Below are 17,566 nucleotides of genomic sequence, written 5' to 3'. Positions count from 1 at the left end.
AGCCGCCCAGATGTCTCTGACGTCCCCGTGCCCGGGGGCCGCGGGCGGGGCCGCCGCGGGGGCGTGGTGGACGGTCGTCACGATGCCGCCACCTCCTCGGCGCCCTGCCGCAGGGCGCGGTCGCAGGCCGCGAGGTGGGCGCCGAGGGCGTCCTCGAAGCTGGTCGTCGCGGCGTCGAACATCAACTGCCGCCGGATCGCGATCTCTTTGCCGGACAGGCCGTGCGCGAGGCCCGCCGCGGCGGTCACGGCCGCCGCCGGGTCGTCGGCCACTTCGTCGACGACGCCCAGTGCCAGCGCCTCGGCCGCGTCGATCGGGCGGCCGAACAGGACGGCCTTGCGGACCCGTGCGGCCCCGGCGAGCTGGACAAGACGGTAGACGGCCATGCCGGGCCAGGTCGCCGTGGCATCGCGCGGGACGAGGAGCCGGGTGCCCGGGGCGGCCACGCGGAGGTCGGCGGCGAGGAACGCGTCGAGCGCGGTCCCGCCGCAGTCGCCGCGGGCGACCGCGACCGTGGCGGCCGGCAGCCGTTCCAGGCGGCGCAGGGCGCGCTCCCACTTGGTGACCAGCGTGACGTCGAGGCCGCCGGTCCAGTCGCCGTGCGGCGCCCCGGTGACGTGGACGACCGCGAGGGCGTGGCCTTCCGGGTCCTCCGCCCGGTCGCAGAGGTCCGCGACGGCCTTGACGGCCGTGGCGGAGAGGGGCTCGGAGCCGTCCAGTTCCAGTGCGCGCAGGGGTTTCATGGTCCCGTCCGTCCTCACCGTCGGCCCGTCCTCGCCATGGCTCGCGCTCACCATCGGATCAGCGCCGTCTCGATCGTGGAGCCCGGGCCCATGGTCATGAGCACTCCGTACTCGCCGGGCCGGGTGACCCCCTCTTCGAGGAGGCGTTCGTAGGAGAAGAGGAACGATCCGCTGGAGACGTTCCCGTGGTCCCGCAGCACACCGACGGTGTGCCGTACGTCGTGGCGGGTCAGGCCGAGGTTGACCACGACGGCGTCGATGACCTTCTTGCCCCCGGAGTGCACGAGCCAGTGCCGTATGTCGCTCCTGCGCAGCCCGGTGCCCTCCAGCAGGCGGTCGACGACGATCTCGGCGTGCGCGCCCACGACGTAGGGGATCTGCGGGTCGAGGAAGAAGCTGAACCTGCCCTGGTCGCGGTCCCAGTCGTAGCGCATCGCGTCCACGGCCTCGGGGATGATGCAGCTGGCGAACTTCAGTACCACAGGGGCCGGTTGCGGCGTCGGCTCCCGCTCGTCCCCCGCGACGAGCGCGACGGCCGCGGCGCCGTCACCGAAGAGACTGTTCACGACGGCCGTGCGCATCGTGGAGTCCATCGCGTACGCGGCCGAGCACGCCTCGACGCAGAGCACGACGGCGAGTTCGCCGGGGTGGGAGGCCGCCCACCCCGCTTCCACGCTCAGGGCGTTGAGGCCCGCGTTGCAGCCCATGCCGACGATGTCGGCCCGGCTGCAGTGCCGGTCGATGCCCAACTCCCTGATCAGCAGGGCGCTGAGGCCCGGTGTGAGGAAGCCGGTGGAGGTGACGCAGCACAGGTGGCGCAGGTCGGCCAGTTCGGCTCCGGCGTTCTTCAGGCAGGCGCGCAGCGCCTCGGCGCCCATCTCCAGTGCCAGTGCCTTGTGCTTGTCGAGCAGGTCGCCCTGGGACTCGGGGGCGCGCACTCCGTGGGCGTCCTCGGCGGGCAGGGTGAGGTTGCGGCGCTCGATGGCGCTGTTGAGGAAGACCGACCGCACCTTGGGGTCGGTGATGCCGAAGGCGTCGAGCACTTCCCGCTGGGAGTAGGAGGTGGGGCTCACGGCCGTGCCCACCCCGGTGATCCGGGGGGCGGGGGCCATCCGGATGTCGTCGAGAACCCCGGGCAGCGCCATGCCCTCGGGCGCTGCTGTCATGTCGATGGTCATCGGAAGGTCCACCCCCACATTCGTGGCTTGCTGCGGCGCGGTTCACGCATGGCGTTGGTGCCGGTCACGGTGCCGTCCCTTCTGGTGTCGCGCTCCACGCCTCGATGAAGCGGGCGAGCCTCGCGGCGCCCTCCTCGATCTGGGTGGGCGTCAGATAGCTGGTGGAGAGGCGGATTCCATGCGTTCCGCCGCCCCCGGGATGGAAGTACGACATGGGCGTCCAGATGACGCCGAAGTCCTGAGCCGAGCGGATCAGCGCGGTGTTGTCGGCGCGGAACGGCACGCGCAGGGTGAGGAAGAAGCCGCCGGTCGGTTCGTTCCAGCGCACGCCGAGGGCCTCGCGCCGGTCGGCCGGCAGGTGGCGGTCGAGCTCCCTGAGCGTGGCCCGCATGGCGTCGCCGTAGTAGGCGGCGGCCGCGGTGTTCAGCTCCGAGACCTTCCCGTCGGCCGCGAGGAGGGCGCCCGCCACGGCGCCCTGGCTGAGCGAAGAGGTGTTGACCGTCACCATGCTCTTGATCTTCGCGAGTTCGTCCGCGAGCAGTCCGGTGCGGCCCGCGTCGTCCAGGACGGGCTGGTCGGCGATGACGAAGCCCACCCGGGCGCCGGGGAAGACCGTCTTGGAGAACGAGCCCAGGTGCACCACGCTGTGCGCGCGGTCCAGGGACTTCAGCGTGGGCAGCGGCCGTCCGGGGCTCACCAGTCGGTAAGGGCTGTCCTCCAGTACGAGGATGCCGTGCCGGGCGGCGAGCGCGAGGAGTTCGGCGCGGGCCCGCGGACCCATCGTGGTGCCGGACGGGTTGGAGTGGTCGGGTACGACGTAGAAGGCGCGGGGACTGCGCCCGCGGGCCCGCTCGTTCCTGATCGCGGCTTCCAGGTCGGCGCAGGAGATCCCGTCCTCGCGTTCCTCGACGGCGGTGACGGCGACGTCCAGGAGCCGGGCCGCGCCGGTGATCCCCACGTAGCAGGGGCTGGAGACGAGGAGGACGTCGTCGGGTCCGGTGATGAGGGCGCGCAGCACGAGGAGCATCGCCTCCTGCGCGCCTACGGTCACCACGATGGACTCGGCCGGTACGTCGATGTTCTCGTCGGCGCGCAGCGAGTCGGCGATGATCTCCCGGATCTGGCCCGCGGTGGGACCGTACTGGTACATGGCCGTACGCACCTGCTGGGATGAACTCCCCTGCTCCTCCAGGTGGTTCAGGTACCGGCGCAGGTGTGTGAAGATCTGCTCGCTGTCGAAGAAGCCGTCGTAGGGGCGGCCCGGCGCGAAGGAGATCGCCTCCGGGTAGCGGGAGGTGATCTCGTTGAGGAACGTCATCGTGTCCAGGACCGGGTCGCAGACGCTGGCGTGCAGCTCGGCCTTCCGCAGCGGCTGCGCGGCCCGGATCGGCGCCGCTTCGGCGGCGGGGCGGGGAGCGGTGCGGATCGCGTCGGGCCCGATGTCCGTGACGGTGGCGGCGCCCGTGAACGTCATCGCGGCGCCCAGTTCCCTGACGAGGCCGGCCAGCGCTTCCGTCACGCCCGCGCGCCCGCCCGCCCGCAGCCCGTCGAGGACCGGGCGGCCCGCGACGACGGCGTCGGCGCCCGCGGCGAGCGACGCCAGGATGTCCGCGCCCCGGCGGACACCGCCGCTCAGCAGGACGGGACAGCGGCCCGCCACGGTCTCGGCGATCTCGGGGAGCGCGTCGAGGGCGGTGACCACGATCCCGTCGGCGCCCGTGTCGATGGCGCGCCGCGCCTCGGTCGCGCTGCCGATGCCCGCGACCAGCAGCGGCAGCGCGGTGACCGAACGCAGCCACGCCACGTCGGACCAGTCGGCGCGGGCGCGCAGCAGGGTACGTACGTCGTCGAAGGGGCCGCGCGCGCCGGTGCCCAGTTCGGCGGGGGCGGCGACGCGCCGGGCACGGACGTCGTCGCGGTCGCCGAGTGCGAGGAGCAGCGCGCCGAACCCGGTGTCCTCGGCGCGCCCGGCGATGCGCCGTGCCGTCCCCCGGCCCTGGAACGCGAAAGTCCGCAGCCACAGGGGGATGTCGGCGGCCGAGGCGAGTTCGGCGAAGGTCCGCTCGGCGAAGGCGCTCACCACGGCCGGGAGCCCGGCCGCCGCGGCTGCCCGGATGACGGCGAGTTCGCCGCCGGGGCGTGCCGGGGCGTCGAGCGGGCCGACGACCAGCGGCGCCGACCAGCTCCGGTCGAGGACCTTCACGGTCGTCTCGGGCGAGACGGCGTCGGACTGCCCGCCCTGGCGCAGGCCGATGCGGTCGAAGGCGCCGCGGTTGGCGACGACCGCGCGATCCTCGGTGGAATTGCCCGGCACACAATCATCGGCGATCTGTTCCGCCATGGATTTCCCCCAGGCGTTCGACGGTTCGGCACTTCTGCGGTGGCGGTTCAGCGGTTCAGCCGTTCAGTGGTTCAGTGGTTCAGTGGTTCAGTGGTTTGTGAGAATTCGACAGTCGGCGCTCAGAGTCACACGAATCCTGACGGTCCAACAACATCGTCCAACCGTTCGTTTCGCGCACTTGGACGTGCCGGGTCCCCTACGACGTCCCAGCCCTCGGCGCCGAGCACGTCCGCCAGCTTGTCGGCCGTGCGGGCCGCGACCGCGAACCGCACGGTGAGGCCCGCGCCCGCGACGGCCGTCTCGACGGCGGCGTCCTCCGCGGTGACGCCCAGCTCCGCGACGGCGGCGAGGAGCCGCGCCAGCTCCCCGGGGCGCTCCGCGACGGCCACCCTTACCCCCCGGCTCTCACCGTCCCCGGGCCCGGGGATCTCGGCGAGGCCCGAGATGCCCCGGTCGAGCAGGTCCACCAGGGCCCGCATGCCGTGGTCGCGATCCGCGCCGCCGGGCCGGGCCAGCGCGTCGAGCGCGGGGACGAGCCGGGACAGATCGGTGTGCAGGTCCTTCAGGACGCCCGCGATGGCCGGGGCGTTGGCCTGGAGGATGTCGCCCCACAGCCGGGAGTCGCCGCCGGCGATCCGGGTGGCGTCGCGCAGCCCCTGCCCCGCGACGCGGGAGAGGCCTTCGGGGCCCTCCCGCAGCCGGGCCGCGATCAGGCTTGCCATCAGATGCGGCATGTGGGAGGTGACGGCCACGGCGGCGTCGTGGTCCTGACTGCGCATCACGACGGGGACGGCCTCGCACAGGGCGACCAGTTCCAGGGCCCGTTCGAAGGCGTCGTCCGAGGCGAGCCGGGACGGCGTGAGCACCCAGTTGCGGTCCCGGAACAGCTCGGCGCGGGCGGCCAGCGGACCCGAGCGTTCCCGCCCCGCCAGCGGGTGGCCGCCGATGTACCGGGCCGGGTCGGGGGCGCCGCGCAGCACCGCCTGTTCGGGCCCGGCCTTCACGCTCGCCACGTCGGTGTAGGTCCGGGCGAGGCCCCGCTCCTGCGCCTCGGTGAGGACGGCGCCCACCTGGCTGGGCGGGACGGCGATCACGGCCAGATCGACGGTCTCCCCCGGGGCTCGCGCGAGGCCGGCGCCGAGCGCGGCGGCCGTCCGCGCGGCGGCGGGGTCCCGGTCGGTCAGGTACACCCTTACACCCCGCCTGCTCACGGCGAGCGCGACCGACGTGCCGATCAGACCCGTGCCGATGACGGTCATGGTGCGCATCACTGAACATCACCCGTTCGAAAGGCCAACGACCATTAACCGAAAGGCCGCTCACTTTATTCTGGACGGTTCGAATCGGCAAAGACGGCCGTCCATTTCGTTTGTAGCCAGACGAGAGAGCGGGCTCGTAGAGTCCCCCGGAAACTCATTTCTCTCCGGATCTGGAGACATTCATGAGCGAAATAGCAAAACCTCCGAGTGAGAGCGCCGGGAATCCGCTGGCGGACCTGTCGATCGACTACGTCGAGATGTACGTCGAAGACCTGGAGCGGGCGACGGCCTCCTGGGTCGACGGGTACTCCTTCACCGTGGTCGGCACGAGCACGTCCGCGGAGCAACGCGGCGTCGCGCTCCGCCAGGGGCAGATCACTCTCGTCCTCACGCAGGCGACGTCGGACCAGCACCCCGGGTCGGCGTATGTGGCGGCCCACGGTGACGGTGTCGCCGACATCGCCCTGCGCACCGCCGATCCGGAGGCGGCCTTCCACGCGGCGCTCGCGCGCGGCGCCCTGGCGCACCGGTCCCCGGAACGGCACTCCGGCGACGGCCCCGCGGTCACCGCGGCGCTGTGCGGCTTCGGGGACGTCGTCCACACACTCGTGCGGCGCGCTCCCGGGGAGGGCCCGGGCCTTCCGGTCGGCTACGTCCCCGCCCCGGCCACGGGCGGCGAACCGGCCGCCGACGCCGGTCTGCTGGAGCTGGACCACATCGCGGTGTGCCTGCAAGCGGGCGATCTCGCTCCGATGGTCGACTACTACCGCGACGCCCTCGGTTTCCGGGACATCTTCCAGGAGCGCATCACGGTCGGCGCCCAGGCGATGGAGTCAACGGCGGTGCAGAGCCCGTCGGGCACGGTGACGCTGACGCTCATCGAGCCGGACACGTCCGCCGCGAGCGGGCAGATCGACGAGTTCCTCAAGAGTCACCAGGGCGCGGGCGTCCAGCACCTGGCGTTCTCCGCGGCCGACGCGGTGGAGTCGGTGCGGGCCCTGTCCGGGCGGGGCGTCGGCTTCCTGCGCACGCCGTCGTCGTACTACGACCTGCTGGGCCGGCGCGTCTCGCTGAGCGCCGAGCGGCTCGAGGATCTGCGGGCGACGAACGTGCTGGCGGCGGAGGACCACGACGGTCAGCTCTTCCAGATCTTCACGGCCTCGGCCCATCCGCGGGGCACGCTGTTCTTCGAGATCATCGAGCGCCAGGGCGCCGAGACCTTCGGCAGCGCGAACATCAAGGCGCTCTACGAAGCGGTGGAGCTGGAGCGGACGAAGCAGCGTGGGTTCCACCAGCGCTGACGGGGTGGCGCGGGTCCCGGACACGGTCCCGGACCCCGTTCCGTGCCCGGCCCCCGTCCGCACCCCGGCCGACGCCCTGTGCCTCGCCGACGTGGAGCGCGCCGCGGCCGCGGTACTCCCCGCCGACGTGCGGGACTTCGTCTCCGGGGGCAGCGGCGCCGAGACCACGCTCGACGCCAACCGCGCCGCCTTGGACCGCGTCTTCGTCGTCCCGCGCGTCCTGCGGGACGTGTCGCGGTGCACGGCGGAGACCACCCTCCTCGGGCGTCCGGCCCGGCTGCCCCTGGCGGTCGCGCCGGTCGCCTACCAGCGGCTCGTGCACCCCGAGGGCGAACTGGCCGCCGCCCGGGCGGCGCACGCGGCGGGGGTGCCGTTCACCGCCGGTTGCCTCAGCAGCGTCCCGGTCGAGCGGCTCACGGCGACCGGCGCGGCCGTGTGGTTCCAGCTGTACTGGCTGCGGGCGAGCGGCCACGCCTTCGACCTGGTCCGCAGGGCCGAGGACGCCGGCGTGGAGGCGATCGTGCTGACCGTCGACGTGCCGTGGATGGGGCGGCGGCTGCGGGACATGCGCAACCGGTTCGCACTGCCGGACCATGTGCGGGCCGCCCACCTCGCCACGGGCCCGTCCGCCGCGCACCGGGCCCCCGACGGGCCCGCGTCCGCGCTCGCCGCCCATACCGGTGCCGCCTTCTCCGCCGCCCTCACGTGGTCGTCGGTGGCGGCGCTGCGGGAGCGGACCCGGCTGCCGCTGGTCCTCAAGGGCGTGCTCGCGGCCGAGGACGCGGTGCGCGCCGCCGAGTGCGGGGTGGACGCCGTGGTGGTCTCCAACCACGGGGGCCGCCAGCTGGACGGCGCGGTCCCGAGCGTGGACGCGCTGCCGGGGATCGTAGCGGCCCTGGGCGGCCGCTGCGAGGTCCTGCTGGACAGCGGCATCCGCAGCGGTACGGACATCCTGCGGGCGCTGGCCCTGGGCGCCCGCGGCGTCCTGGTCGGCCGCCCACCGGTCTGGGGCCTCGCCATGGGCGGGGAGGCGGGGGCGCGGCGCGTCCTGGAACTCCTCGCCGATGAACTCCGCGACGCCCTGGGCCTGGCGGGCTGCGCGGACGTCTCCGCCGCGGCGGAGCTGCGTACGGTCCACCACCCTCTGCCGCTGCGCTGACGGACGGAGACCGCACGGGGTAGAACTGGTGGGCCCGGTGCCGGATGGCTGGTGCCGGATGCCTGATGCCCGGTGCCTACGAGCGACGAGCGCGGTCGCCGTCCGGCGCCGGGTGCGCCCGCCCGGCGCGCGCCCGGGCCCACGGCCTAGAATCGTGGGGTTTGTCCCCGAGCCGCGTACGGAGCCAGCCCATGCACAGCCCCCATGATCCGTTCGTACGCGTCCGGGGCGCCCGGGAGCACAATCTCCAGGGCGTCGACGTGGACATCCCGCGCGATGTCCTCGCGGTCTTCACCGGCGTCTCCGGTTCCGGGAAGTCCTCGCTCGCCTTCGGCACGATCTACGCCGAGGCCCAGCGGCGGTACTTCGAGTCGGTCGCGCCGTACGCCCGGCGCCTCATCCACCAGGTGGGCGCGCCGAAGGTCGGGGAGATCACGGGGCTGCCGCCCGCGGTCTCGCTCCAGCAGCGCCGCTCGGCGCCGACCTCGCGCTCCTCCGTCGGCACGGTCACCACCCTGTCCAACTCCCTGCGGATGCTCTTCTCCCGCGCGGGCAGCTACCCCGAGGGCGCCGAGCGGCTCGACTCGGACGCCTTCTCGCCGAACACCGCGGCAGGCGCCTGCCCCGAGTGCCACGGCCTCGGCCGGGTCCACCGCACGAGCGAGGAGCTGCTGGTCCCCGATCCCTCGCTCTCCATCCGCGAGGGCGCGATCGCCGCCTGGCCCGGCGCCTGGCAGGGCAAGAACCTCCGCGACGTGCTTGACACCCTCGGCTACGACGTGGACCGTCCGTGGCGCGAGCTGGACGCGGCGGACCGCGAGTGGATCCTGTTCACGGACGAGCAGCCGGTGGTGACCGTGCACCCGGTGCGCGACGCGGGCCGGATCCAACGCCCTTACCAGGGTACGTACATGAGCGCCCGGCGCTATGTCATGAAGACCTTCTCCGACTCCAAGAGCCAGACGCTGCGCGCCAAGGCCGAACGGTTCCTGGCGAGCGCGCCCTGCCCGGCGTGCGACGGGAGCAGGCTGCGGCCCGAGGCGCTCGCGGTGACGTTCGCGGGCCGCACGATCGCCGAACTCGCCGCGCTCCCGCTCTCCGAACTGGCCAAGGTGCTTGAGAGCGGGGCGAGTTCGTCGGACTCGGCGCGCGTCCTCACCGAGGATCTGCTGGCCCGCATCGCGACCGTCACCGAACTCGGGCTCGGCTACCTCAGCCCCGACCGCGCCACACCCACCCTCTCCGCGGGCGAACTTCAGCGTCTGCGGCTCGCGACGCAGCTGCGCTCGGGGCTGTTCGGTGTGGTGTACGTCCTGGACGAGCCGTCGGCGGGGCTCCACCCGGCGGACACGGAAGCCCTGTTGACGGTTCTCGACCGCCTCAAGGCGGCGGGCAACTCCGTCTTCGTCGTGGAGCACCACCTCGATGTCATGCGCCACGCGGACTGGCTCGTCGATGTCGGCCCGCACGCCGGTGAGCACGGCGGGCGGGTGCTGCACAGCGGCCCGGTGGCCGAGCTGGCGGGTGTGCGGGAGTCGGCCACGGCCCGTTTCCTCTTCGACCGGGAGCCAGCTCCGGAGCGCGAAGTGCGCACGGCCCGGGGCTGGTTGAAGGTCGGTCCGGTCACCCGGCACAATCTGCGTGGCGTGAGTGCCGAGCTGCCCCTCGGCGTCTTCACGGCCATCACGGGCGTCTCCGGTTCGGGCAAGTCGACGCTCGTGGGCGAGATCACCGAGGAGTCGGCGGGGGTCGGCCGCCTGGTCCGCGTCGACCAGAAGCCGATCGGGCGCACCCCGCGCTCGAACCTCGCCACGTACACCGGCCTCTTCGACGTGGTCCGCAAGGTCTTCGCGGGCACGGACGCGGCGAAGGAGCGGGGTTACGGCGTCGGCCGGTTCTCCTTCAACGTGGCGGGCGGGCGGTGCGAGACCTGCCAGGGCGAGGGTTTCGTCAGCGTCGAACTGCTCTTCCTGCCGAGCACCTACGCGCCGTGCCCGGACTGCGCGGGGGCCCGCTACAACCCCGAGACGCTCGACGTGACGTATCAGGGCAAGAACATCGCCCAGGTGCTCGACCTCACCGTCGAGTCGGCCGCGGAGTTCTTCGCGCGGACCCCGGCGGTCGTACGCAGTCTGCGCACGCTCATCGACGTCGGGCTCGGCTATCTGCGGCTCGGGCAGCCGGCCACGGAGCTTTCGGGCGGCGAGGCCCAGCGGATCAAGCTGGCGAGCGAGCTGCAGCGGGCCCGGCGCGGTCATACGCTCTACCTCCTCGACGAGCCGACGACCGGTCTGCACCCCGCCGACGTCGAGGTCCTCACCCACCGTCTGCACGAACTGGTCGACGCCGGGAACTCGGTGGTCGTCGTCGAGCACGACATGGCGGTGGTGGCGGGCGCGGACTGGGTCATCGACCTCGGTCCCGGCGGCGGCGACAAGGGCGGCCGGATCGTGGCGTGCGGCCCTCCGGCGGAGGTGGCGCGCGCCGAGGAGAGCCACACCTCTCCCTACCTGGCCCGCACGCTCGGCCGACCGCCCCGGTAGACGCCCCGGCGCTGGCTCTCACCGACGGGATGATTCCACTCGTCTCCATAGCCTGCGCCTATCGACCGTCGTATCGTGCGCGTATGCAATTCCAGCAGCTGCACTACTTCGTCGCGGTCGCCGAGACGCGGCACTTCACGCGGGCCGCCGAGCAGGTCCACGTCTCCCAGCCCTCGCTCTCGCAGCAGATCCGGGCCCTGGAGAAGGAGCTGGGCGCGGAGCTGTTCAGCCGGGCCCGCGGCAACATCACGCTGACCGACGCGGGCGAGACGCTGCTGCCGCTGGCCCGGCGGATCCTCGCGGACGCGGACACCGCCCGGATCGAGGTGCAGGAGCTGGCGCAGCTGCGCCGCGGCCGCATCCGGCTCGGCGCGACCCCCAGTGTGTGCACGGGGCTGCTCCCCGACGTGCTGCGCGCCTTCCACGACCGGCATCCGGGCATCCAGCTGCTCATCGAGGAGAGCGGCTCCCACGATCTCGTACGCGAACTGGCGCGCGGCGCGCTGGACTTGGCGCTCGTGGTGCTTCCGCTGCCGAGTCCCTCGCCCGCGCTGACCACGGTGGAGCTGCTGCGCGAGGACCTGGTCGTGGTGGCGTCCCCCCAGACGCGCCGCCTGGGCAAGGCGGTGCGGATCGCCGACTTGCAGGGCGAGCGCCTCGTGATGTTCCGGCACGGCTACGACCTGCGGGAGCTGACCGTCGCCGCGTGCCGTGCCGAGGGGTTCGAGCCCGAGTTCGCGGTGGAGGGCGGCGAGATGGACGCGGTGCTCGGCTTCGTACGGGCGGGGCTCGGCGTGGCGGTCGTGCCGCGCATGGTGGCCGAACGGTCGGGCTCCGATCTGCGGATGGCCCCGCTCTCTCGGCCGAGCCTGCACCGCACGATCGCCCTGGCGCACCGCAGCGACGTGGCCCCGCCGCGGGCGGCGCGAGAACTCCAGCGCATGCTTCTGGCTCGGGACGGGTGAGGGTGTCTCGTATTCCAGGTGCGGGTGCGTCGTGGCTGGTCGCGCAGTTCCCCGCGCCCCTACCGGGGCGCATCCGTGCCCCGTCAGGGGCGCGGGGAACTGCGCGAGCGACCACGACGCACCCGCACCAGACGAACCACACACGCCCCCCGAGCCTTGATCCGCCCAGACCCAGCGGTCAGCTGATCGCGTCGGCCAGCGCCAGCTCATGCAGCTGGTCCGGCGGCCCGGGCCTGGCGTAATACCAGCCCTGAGCCGTATCGCAGCCGAGTTCGCGCAGCTGATCCGCCTGCGCGCCCGTCTCGACGCCCTCGACGGTGACCGCGAGGTCCAGGCTGTGCGCAAGCGAGACGATCCCCTCGACGATCTTCAGATCGACGGGGTCGGCGGGGAAGTGCTGCATGCCCTGGGTGAAGGAGCGGTCGAGCTTGAGGACGCTCACCGGCAGCCGGCGCAGATTGGCGAGGTTGGAGTAGCCCGTGCCGAAGTCGTCGAGCGCGATGTCCACGCCCATCTCGGCGAGCCTGCGCAACGGCTTCAGCAGGTCGTCGTCGGCTCCTATCAGCGCGGACTCGGTGACCTCCAGGCAGAGCCCGCCCGGTTCCAGACCCTCACGCTCAAGGATGTCGACCGTGTCGGAGACCAGACCCGGGTGGGTGAGCTGCATCGGCGAGAGGTTGACGTTGACCCGGAGTGGCCCGGCGGCGGCCCCGTCCAGGGTGCGCGTCTCCCAGAGGCGGGCCTGACGCACGGACTCCTCAAGGACCCAGCGGCCGAGCGGCACGATCAGGCCCGTGTGCTCGGCGAGCGGGATGAACCGGTCGGGGCCGATGACGCCGTGCTGCGGGTGCAGCCACCGCACCAGCGCCTCGGCACCGCGCACGCTGCCGTCGCCGAGATGCACCAGCGGCTGGTACTCGATGAAGAACTCGCCGCGCTCCAGTGCCGCGGGCAGCGCGGTGGTCAGGCCGTGCCGGGTGATGGCGCGGGCGTCGGCCTCGGGGTCGGCGAGTTCGTAGCGGTTGCCGCCCGCGGACTTGGCGCGGTACATCGTGATGTCGGCGCTGCGCAGCACGTCCGCCGCGCCGCGCTCACCGGCCGGGCCCTCCACGATGCCGATGCTGCCGCGCACGGTCAGCTCGCGGCCCTCGACACGGATCGGGGCGGCCAGGGCGTTCATGATGCGCCCCGCCAGCTCGTCCACCTCCGTCTCGGTGTCCGTGCCCGTGGTGAGCGCCACGAACTCGTCGCCACCGAGGCGGGCGACCATCTCGCCGGGCGCGGTCGCACAGGACTGGAGTCGGTCGGCGACCTCGACGAGCAGCCGGTCGCCGGCCGCGTGTCCAAGGCTGTCGTTGACGGTCTTGAAGCCGTCGAGGTCGAGGTAGCAGAGTCCGAACCGGGCACCGTCGCCCGCCGCGAGCGCCTTCTCCAGGCGCTCGAAGAACAGGGTGCGGTTGGGCAGCCCGGTGAGCGCGTCGTGCGTGGCCTCGTAGCGCAGGCGCAGGTTGAGCAGGCGCCGCTCGGTGGTGTCCTCCATCAGCGCCAGCTGGTACTGCGGCAGTCCGTCCGCGTCGCGCAGCAGGGAGACGGTCAGATTGGTCCACAGGACGGTGCCGTCGGGGCGGTAGAAGGCCTTCTCCACGCGGTAGTGCTCGCGCTCGCCGCGCACCAGCTCCTCGTACAGCTTCCATACGTGGGGCGAGTCGTCGGGGTGGGTCCACTCCGCCGCGTTGCGTCCGCGGACGTTGCTCTCCAGGCCGCCGAACATGCGGATCAGCGCGTCGTTGACCTCCAGGATCGTGCCGTCGAGGTCCGCGATGCCGATGCCGATCGCCGCGCCGTGGAAGACGGCGCGGAAGCGTGCCTCGCTCGCGTGCAGGGCCTCGGCGACGGCGCTGCGGGCGCTCAGGGCGGCGCGGGAGATCGCCTCCTGCTCGGCGAGGGTGCGCTCGCGCAGCGCCTGGGCGAAGCCGGCGGCGACGGCGTGCTGGATGCGCGCGCTGCGGGCCCGCAGCTCCTCCCGGGGGCCGTCGCCTCCGCAGTACAGGACTAGGTAGGCGTCGACGCAGTCCAGGGTGCGGCTGAGCGCCTCGGGGTCGGTGCAGTGCGTGTCGATGAGGGCGGCGCCGACGGCCTGGCCCTCCTTCGCGTCGAAGACCCGCTCCTGGAGCGCGTCACGCAGCCGTCGGGCGAGCGGTACCAGTTGCTGCTCGAACTCGGGACGGGTCAGCGAGGTGGCCGTCACCGGGAAGATCGCGCGGCTCCAGATGGTGGCGAACCTGCGGAGTCTTCCCTCCGGTCCGTCCGGCTCGGCGCTCAACGCTTCAGTCCCACGCCCGCGAACCCCGAGAAGGAGTAGGGGTCCTCCTCCTCGGGCGCCGTGTCGGGCCGCCAGTGCGGCATCGGCACCAGGCCGGGTTCCACCATGTCGTACCCCTCGAAGAACCGCGCGATCTCCTCGCGCGAGCGCATGATCAGTGGATTGCGGATGTCCTTGTATACACCGACCGTCCCGCCCGCCTGCTCGGGGGGAACCGGAATCCCTTCGTACGAGGCGTGGGTGAGGACGAGCAGGCTGCCGGGCGCGAGGGCGTCCCGCAACTCGGCGACCGCCGCGCAAGGATCGTACGCGTCCTCGACGAAGTGCAGGACGGCGACGAGCAGCAGGGCCACCGGGCGGTCCAGGTCGAGGAGGGAACCGACCTCCGAACTGCCCAGGATGTCCCGGGGCTTGCGCAGATCGGCGGCGAGGACGGCGGTGCGTTCGTCACCGTCGAGTACGGCCTCGCTGTGCGCCACGGCGACCGGGTCGTGGTCGACGTACACGACGCGTGCCCGGTCGCTCGCCCGCTGTGCCACCTCGTGGACGTTGCCGAAGGTGGGGATGCCGGAGCCGATGTCGAGGAACTGGGTGACGCCCCGGTCGACGGCGTACCGGACCGCTCTGCGCATGAAGGCGCGGTTCGCCTGCATGACCTTCGGCAGGCCCGGCATGAACTCCATGGCCTTGCGGGCGGCCTCCCTGTCCACCTCGAAATTGTGCGAACCGCCCAGGTAGTAGTCGTAGATGCGGGACACGCTGGGCATCGTGAGGTCGATGCCGAGCGGGGCCCAGGCGGGACGCTCCATCAAGACTCCAAGGCATAGGGGGCGACGCGGGCGATCCGATGTTCGAGGGTGAGGCTACTGATCGTCCGCCAAGGGAGCGAGTCAAAACGGAAATTGGCCGTCCGTTCTCGGTCACTGCCGTTGGCAAGTGCCGTGCGCCACACAGCGGACCGGCCCGCTCCCCCTTCGTGATAAAGGGGGAAACGGGCCGGTCGGTGGTGCTCCGTGGGGGGCCTTGGGGGTTACGTGGGGGCCTTGGGGGTTGCTCCGGGGGTCGCGTCGGGGAAGGTGCTCGGTGGGCTACTTCTTCGGGGCGCCGACCGCCTTGCCGTCGGGGCTCGCGGCGAACCAAGTGCCGCCCACACCCTGGCCGTTGGTGTCACCCGGCTTCTTGTCGCCCGCGAAGGTGTACAGCGGCCAGCAGTCGATCGTCTGCTGCTTGCCGCCGTCGGGGCGGTCGTAGGTCATGTAGCCCTTCTTGTCGATGCCCTTGGTGTCGGCCTTGTCGACGGGGGCGACGGCGGGCCACTTCTCGGCGCACGCGCCCACGCAGTTGGACTTGATCGGCCAGGCGGAGTCCTTGGTGAAGCGGTAGACGGTCATCCCGTTCTTGTCGACGACGATCTCGCCGAGCTTCGGGTCCTTACGGGTGGAGAGGCCCGCGGGGTCGGCCGGGACGGCCTCGGGGGGTGCGGTCTCCTCGGGGGTCTCGGCCGCCGCGGGTGCGGCCTTCTTGCCGTCGGAGGCCGCCGCGTACCAAGTGCCGCCCACGCCCTGCCCCTTGGCGTCGCCAGGCTTGGCGTCCTTCGCGAACCGGTACATCGGCCAGCCGTCGATGGTGAGCTGTTTGGTGCCGTCCGCGGCCGTCACCTCGCCGAGCAGGGACGCGTCGACGCCGGGCGCGGCCTTGGCGCCGTCGGCGGCCACGACGGGCCAGGCCTTCAGACAGGCGGCGTCGCAGTTGGACTTGGGCGGCTGGGCCGTGTCCTTGTCGAAGCGGTAGAGCGTGAACCCCTCGCTGTCGGTGACGACCTTCCCGAGCTTCTTGCTGTCCCACACGGCGAGTTGCCCGGCCGCCTTCGCCTTGGCCTTCCCGCCGTCCGCGGCGCCTTCGTCCGCGTCGCCGTAACCGTCACCCGCGCCGTATCCGTCGCCCTTGGCCGGTGCCTGGTTGCCCACATTCTGGCCGTTCGGGGACTGGTCGCCCTTCTCCTGGCCGCACGCCGTCGTCAACGCCAGCAGGGCCGCAGCCGTCGCTACGAGCGAGGCGCTCCGCCAGGCCCGAGGGGCTCGCCCACTTGGATGCCGCATCTCTCACTCCCGCTGTCCGCTTGGATGTCGTGGCGCCGTTTTGCGTCACACATGGCCCTAGGTACGGGCGGGGACGGCCCGCGCGTTCAACCGGTCCGAAAGATTCTTCGCGCGGCGGGTGCGGGCGGGGCGGGCCCGGGGCGGGGGCGCATACCGTCAAGCCCGCGCCGGAGCCGCGTCCTTCCTTCGGGGTATTCGGGAGCGTTCCGGCGTGCCGGGGGGCCGCCGACGCCCATGATCTTCGTCGTGCATGGAACTTCGCGGGCCTTATCGCTCCTCGCCACACGCCTGCTGGCACTTCTGGCGATGGCGTTGCTCCTGGGCGCCTCGACCGCCACCGGAACAGCCACGGCCGACGCCTGCGCGTACGCCTCGATCGGGCCCGGCGGCTCTTCGGGCGGCGACAACGTATCCGTCGCGGGTAACGGCGCCGACTGCTGGGCGGGGCCGACGCACCCGAAACCTCCGCCGCCACCCGCTCCTCCACCGCCTCCACCGCCTCCCCCGCCCCCTCCGACCCCTCCGCCTCCTCCGCCGCCGCCGCCGGAACCCCAGGCCCCGGAGCCGCCACCTCCGCCGCCCGCTCCGGAGCTGAAGGCGGCGCCGAAGCCGTCCCTGACCCCACCCCCGCCTCCGGCGCCCGCGCCGAAGCCGGCGCCCAAGCCCAAGCGCCCTGCTCCGAGCAGAACAACCAAGCCATCGCCATCCGTGACATATCCGGCGTACCACGCCCCGACCCGTAAACGGCCGCCGCGCGGCGGCCCGTCCCTCGTCTCGCTCACCCTGCTCATCACGGCGCCCGCGGTGCTCGCCGTCGCCGCGCTCCGCCCGCGCTGACCGCCGGAGGTCTCCATGTCGGAATGGCTTGTTCTCACCCTCGCGATGGCGGCCGCCTGTGGCGTCGTGCTCGTCGTGACACTGCTGCGGCACCGCAGGACCGGCGCGGACTACGACGCGTCGGAGACGCCTGACGTCATCGAGTACATGACGATGATGATCGGCGTCGTCTACGCCATCGTGCTCGGCCTCGCCATCGCGGGCGTCTGGGAGGCGCGCGGCGCCGCCCAGGAGCACGTGCGGGTGGAGGCCCAGGCGCTGCACGAGATCTCGGAGCGGGCGCGGGTCTACCCGGAGGACGTCCGGGACCGCATCCGCGCTGATGTGCGCACCTATGTCAGCCATGTCGTCACCACGGAGTGGGACGCGATGGCCGCCAAGGGCGAACTCACCGACCGCGGCGCCGATCTCCTCGCCCGGATCCGCCACGACGTCACTGACTACGAACCGAAGTCGGACTTCGAGGCCCAGGCGTACCAGCCGCTGGTCGACGAGGTGGCGGCGGCGGACGACGCGCGCAGCGCCCGCGCGGACAGCGTCGGGGCGACCATGCCCGGCGTGGTGTGGTTCGGCCTGATCATCGGGGGGCTCGTGACGATCGGCATGATCTTCGCGCTGCAGATCCGCCGCACTCCGCGCGAGCTGATCCTTGCCGGCCTCTTCTCCGCCCTCTTCGCCTTCCTGCTCTTCCTGATCTGGGACTTCGACGCTCCGTACAGCCGGGGCATCGCGGCGACGGCGGAACCGTTCAAGGCGCTGTTCCCGGGGCTCGACGGCTGAGGGTTTGTCACCCGCGTGGCTAGTCCCGCGCGGGCCGC

13 protein-coding genes are annotated in these 17,566 nt (G+C 72.5%); 6 read left to right on the top strand and 7 right to left on the bottom strand.

Annotated features, from left to right (window positions below; genetic code table 11):
* Nucleotides 1–77: 77 nt before the first annotated feature.
* The 4 genes from dpgB to DMA15_RS34295 form a co-directional block, all read right to left on the bottom strand.
* Nucleotides 78–743 (bottom strand): enoyl-CoA-hydratase DpgB, encoded by a 666-nt coding sequence (gene dpgB / locus DMA15_RS34310; protein WP_125516554.1) that lies wholly within the window; start codon nucleotides 741–743, stop codon nucleotides 78–80.
* A 47-nt stretch (nucleotides 744–790) separates the two neighbouring features.
* Nucleotides 791–1,888: a 3,5-dihydroxyphenylacetyl-CoA synthase DpgA gene (dpgA, locus tag DMA15_RS34305; RefSeq protein ID WP_240660331.1), complete on the bottom strand. Its 1,098-nt coding sequence runs from the start codon at nucleotides 1,886–1,888 to the stop codon at nucleotides 791–793.
* A 97-nt stretch (nucleotides 1,889–1,985) separates the two neighbouring features.
* Complete coding sequence (locus DMA15_RS34300) at nucleotides 1,986–4,262, bottom strand: aminotransferase class I/II-fold pyridoxal phosphate-dependent enzyme (protein ID WP_125516553.1); 2,277 nt, start codon at nucleotides 4,260–4,262, stop codon at nucleotides 1,986–1,988.
* Between the two features lie 125 nt (nucleotides 4,263–4,387).
* Nucleotides 4,388–5,530: a prephenate dehydrogenase gene (locus tag DMA15_RS34295; protein WP_206302894.1), complete on the bottom strand. Its 1,143-nt coding sequence runs from the start codon at nucleotides 5,528–5,530 to the stop codon at nucleotides 4,388–4,390.
* Nucleotides 5,531–5,703: 173 nt separating this feature from the next.
* Here DMA15_RS34295 and hppD point away from each other — a divergent pair, with 173 nt between their 5' ends.
* The 4 genes from hppD (at nucleotide 5,704) to DMA15_RS34275 (ending at nucleotide 11,489) form a co-directional block, all read left to right on the top strand.
* Nucleotides 5,704–6,822: a 4-hydroxyphenylpyruvate dioxygenase gene (gene hppD, locus DMA15_RS34290; protein WP_125516551.1), complete on the top strand. Its 1,119-nt coding sequence runs from the start codon at nucleotides 5,704–5,706 to the stop codon at nucleotides 6,820–6,822.
* A 76-nt stretch (nucleotides 6,823–6,898) separates the two neighbouring features.
* Nucleotides 6,899–7,981 (top strand): alpha-hydroxy acid oxidase, encoded by a 1,083-nt coding sequence (locus DMA15_RS34285; RefSeq protein WP_125518197.1) that lies wholly within the window; start codon nucleotides 6,899–6,901, stop codon nucleotides 7,979–7,981.
* A gap of 191 nt (nucleotides 7,982–8,172) precedes the next feature.
* Nucleotides 8,173–10,524, top strand: coding sequence for an excinuclease ABC subunit UvrA (locus DMA15_RS34280; protein ID WP_125516550.1), 2,352 nt, complete (start codon nucleotides 8,173–8,175; stop codon nucleotides 10,522–10,524).
* Between the two features lie 83 nt (nucleotides 10,525–10,607).
* Nucleotides 10,608–11,489: a LysR substrate-binding domain-containing protein gene (locus tag DMA15_RS34275; RefSeq protein ID WP_125516549.1), complete on the top strand. Its 882-nt coding sequence runs from the start codon at nucleotides 10,608–10,610 to the stop codon at nucleotides 11,487–11,489.
* Nucleotides 11,490–11,667: 178 nt separating this feature from the next.
* Here the strand turns inward: DMA15_RS34275 and DMA15_RS34270 are convergent, their stop codons facing one another.
* The 3 genes from DMA15_RS34270 to DMA15_RS34260 form a co-directional block, all read right to left on the bottom strand.
* Nucleotides 11,668–13,812, bottom strand: coding sequence for an EAL domain-containing protein (locus tag DMA15_RS34270; protein ID WP_125516548.1), 2,145 nt, complete (start codon nucleotides 13,810–13,812; stop codon nucleotides 11,668–11,670).
* Complete coding sequence (locus tag DMA15_RS34265; RefSeq protein WP_125516547.1) at nucleotides 13,809–14,621, bottom strand: SAM-dependent methyltransferase; 813 nt, start codon at nucleotides 14,619–14,621, stop codon at nucleotides 13,809–13,811. Before DMA15_RS34265 ends, DMA15_RS34270 begins: the two co-directional genes overlap by 4 nt.
* Before the next feature lie 279 nt (nucleotides 14,622–14,900).
* Nucleotides 14,901–15,911 carry an SCO0930 family lipoprotein gene (locus tag DMA15_RS34260; protein WP_125516546.1) on the bottom strand — a complete coding sequence of 337 codons (1,011 nt, stop codon included), beginning with the start codon at nucleotides 15,909–15,911 and terminating at the stop codon, nucleotides 14,901–14,903.
* A 708-nt stretch (nucleotides 15,912–16,619) separates the two neighbouring features.
* Between DMA15_RS34260 and DMA15_RS38080 the strand changes: the two genes are divergently transcribed.
* Both DMA15_RS38080 and DMA15_RS34250 read left to right on the top strand, forming a co-directional pair.
* Nucleotides 16,620–16,748, top strand: a complete 129-nt coding sequence (locus tag DMA15_RS38080; protein WP_276314381.1) for a hypothetical protein — start codon at nucleotides 16,620–16,622, stop codon at nucleotides 16,746–16,748.
* Nucleotides 16,749–16,763: 15 nt separating this feature from the next.
* Nucleotides 16,764–17,528 carry a DUF4239 domain-containing protein gene (locus DMA15_RS34250; RefSeq protein ID WP_125516544.1) on the top strand — a complete coding sequence of 255 codons (765 nt, stop codon included), beginning with the start codon at nucleotides 16,764–16,766 and terminating at the stop codon, nucleotides 17,526–17,528.
* Nucleotides 17,529–17,566 lie beyond the last annotated feature (38 nt).

The organism is Streptomyces sp. WAC 01529, from assembly GCF_003945545.1.
Classification (GTDB): domain Bacteria; phylum Actinomycetota; class Actinomycetes; order Streptomycetales; family Streptomycetaceae; genus Streptomyces; species Streptomyces anatolicus.
Note: the sequence above shows the minus strand (reverse complement) of the source record. Positions and strands in the feature narration are given on the sequence as shown.

Bases quoted from the DNA above. Each gene is read 5' to 3' on its own strand.
- DMA15_RS34250 (WP_125516544.1), top strand. From the start codon at position 16,764: ATGTCGGAATGGCTTGTTCTCACCCTCGCGATGGCGGCCGCCTGTGGC.
- hppD (WP_125516551.1), top strand. From the start codon at position 5,704: ATGAGCGAAATAGCAAAACCTCCGAGTGAGAGCGCCGGGAATCCGCTG.
- DMA15_RS34260 (WP_125516546.1), bottom strand. From the start codon at position 15,911: ATGCGGCATCCAAGTGGGCGAGCCCCTCGGGCCTGGCGGAGCGCCTCG.
- DMA15_RS34275 (WP_125516549.1), top strand. From the start codon at position 10,608: ATGCAATTCCAGCAGCTGCACTACTTCGTCGCGGTCGCCGAGACGCGG.
- DMA15_RS34295 (WP_206302894.1), bottom strand. From the start codon at position 5,530: ATGCGCACCATGACCGTCATCGGCACGGGTCTGATCGGCACGTCGGTC.
- DMA15_RS34280 (WP_125516550.1), top strand. From the start codon at position 8,173: ATGCACAGCCCCCATGATCCGTTCGTACGCGTCCGGGGCGCCCGGGAG.
- DMA15_RS34265 (WP_125516547.1), bottom strand. From the start codon at position 14,621: ATGGAGCGTCCCGCCTGGGCCCCGCTCGGCATCGACCTCACGATGCCC.
- DMA15_RS34300 (WP_125516553.1), bottom strand. From the start codon at position 4,262: ATGGCGGAACAGATCGCCGATGATTGTGTGCCGGGCAATTCCACCGAG.
- dpgA (WP_240660331.1), bottom strand. From the start codon at position 1,888: ATGGCGCTGCCCGGGGTTCTCGACGACATCCGGATGGCCCCCGCCCCC.
- dpgB (WP_125516554.1), bottom strand. From the start codon at position 743: ATGAAACCCCTGCGCGCACTGGAACTGGACGGCTCCGAGCCCCTCTCC.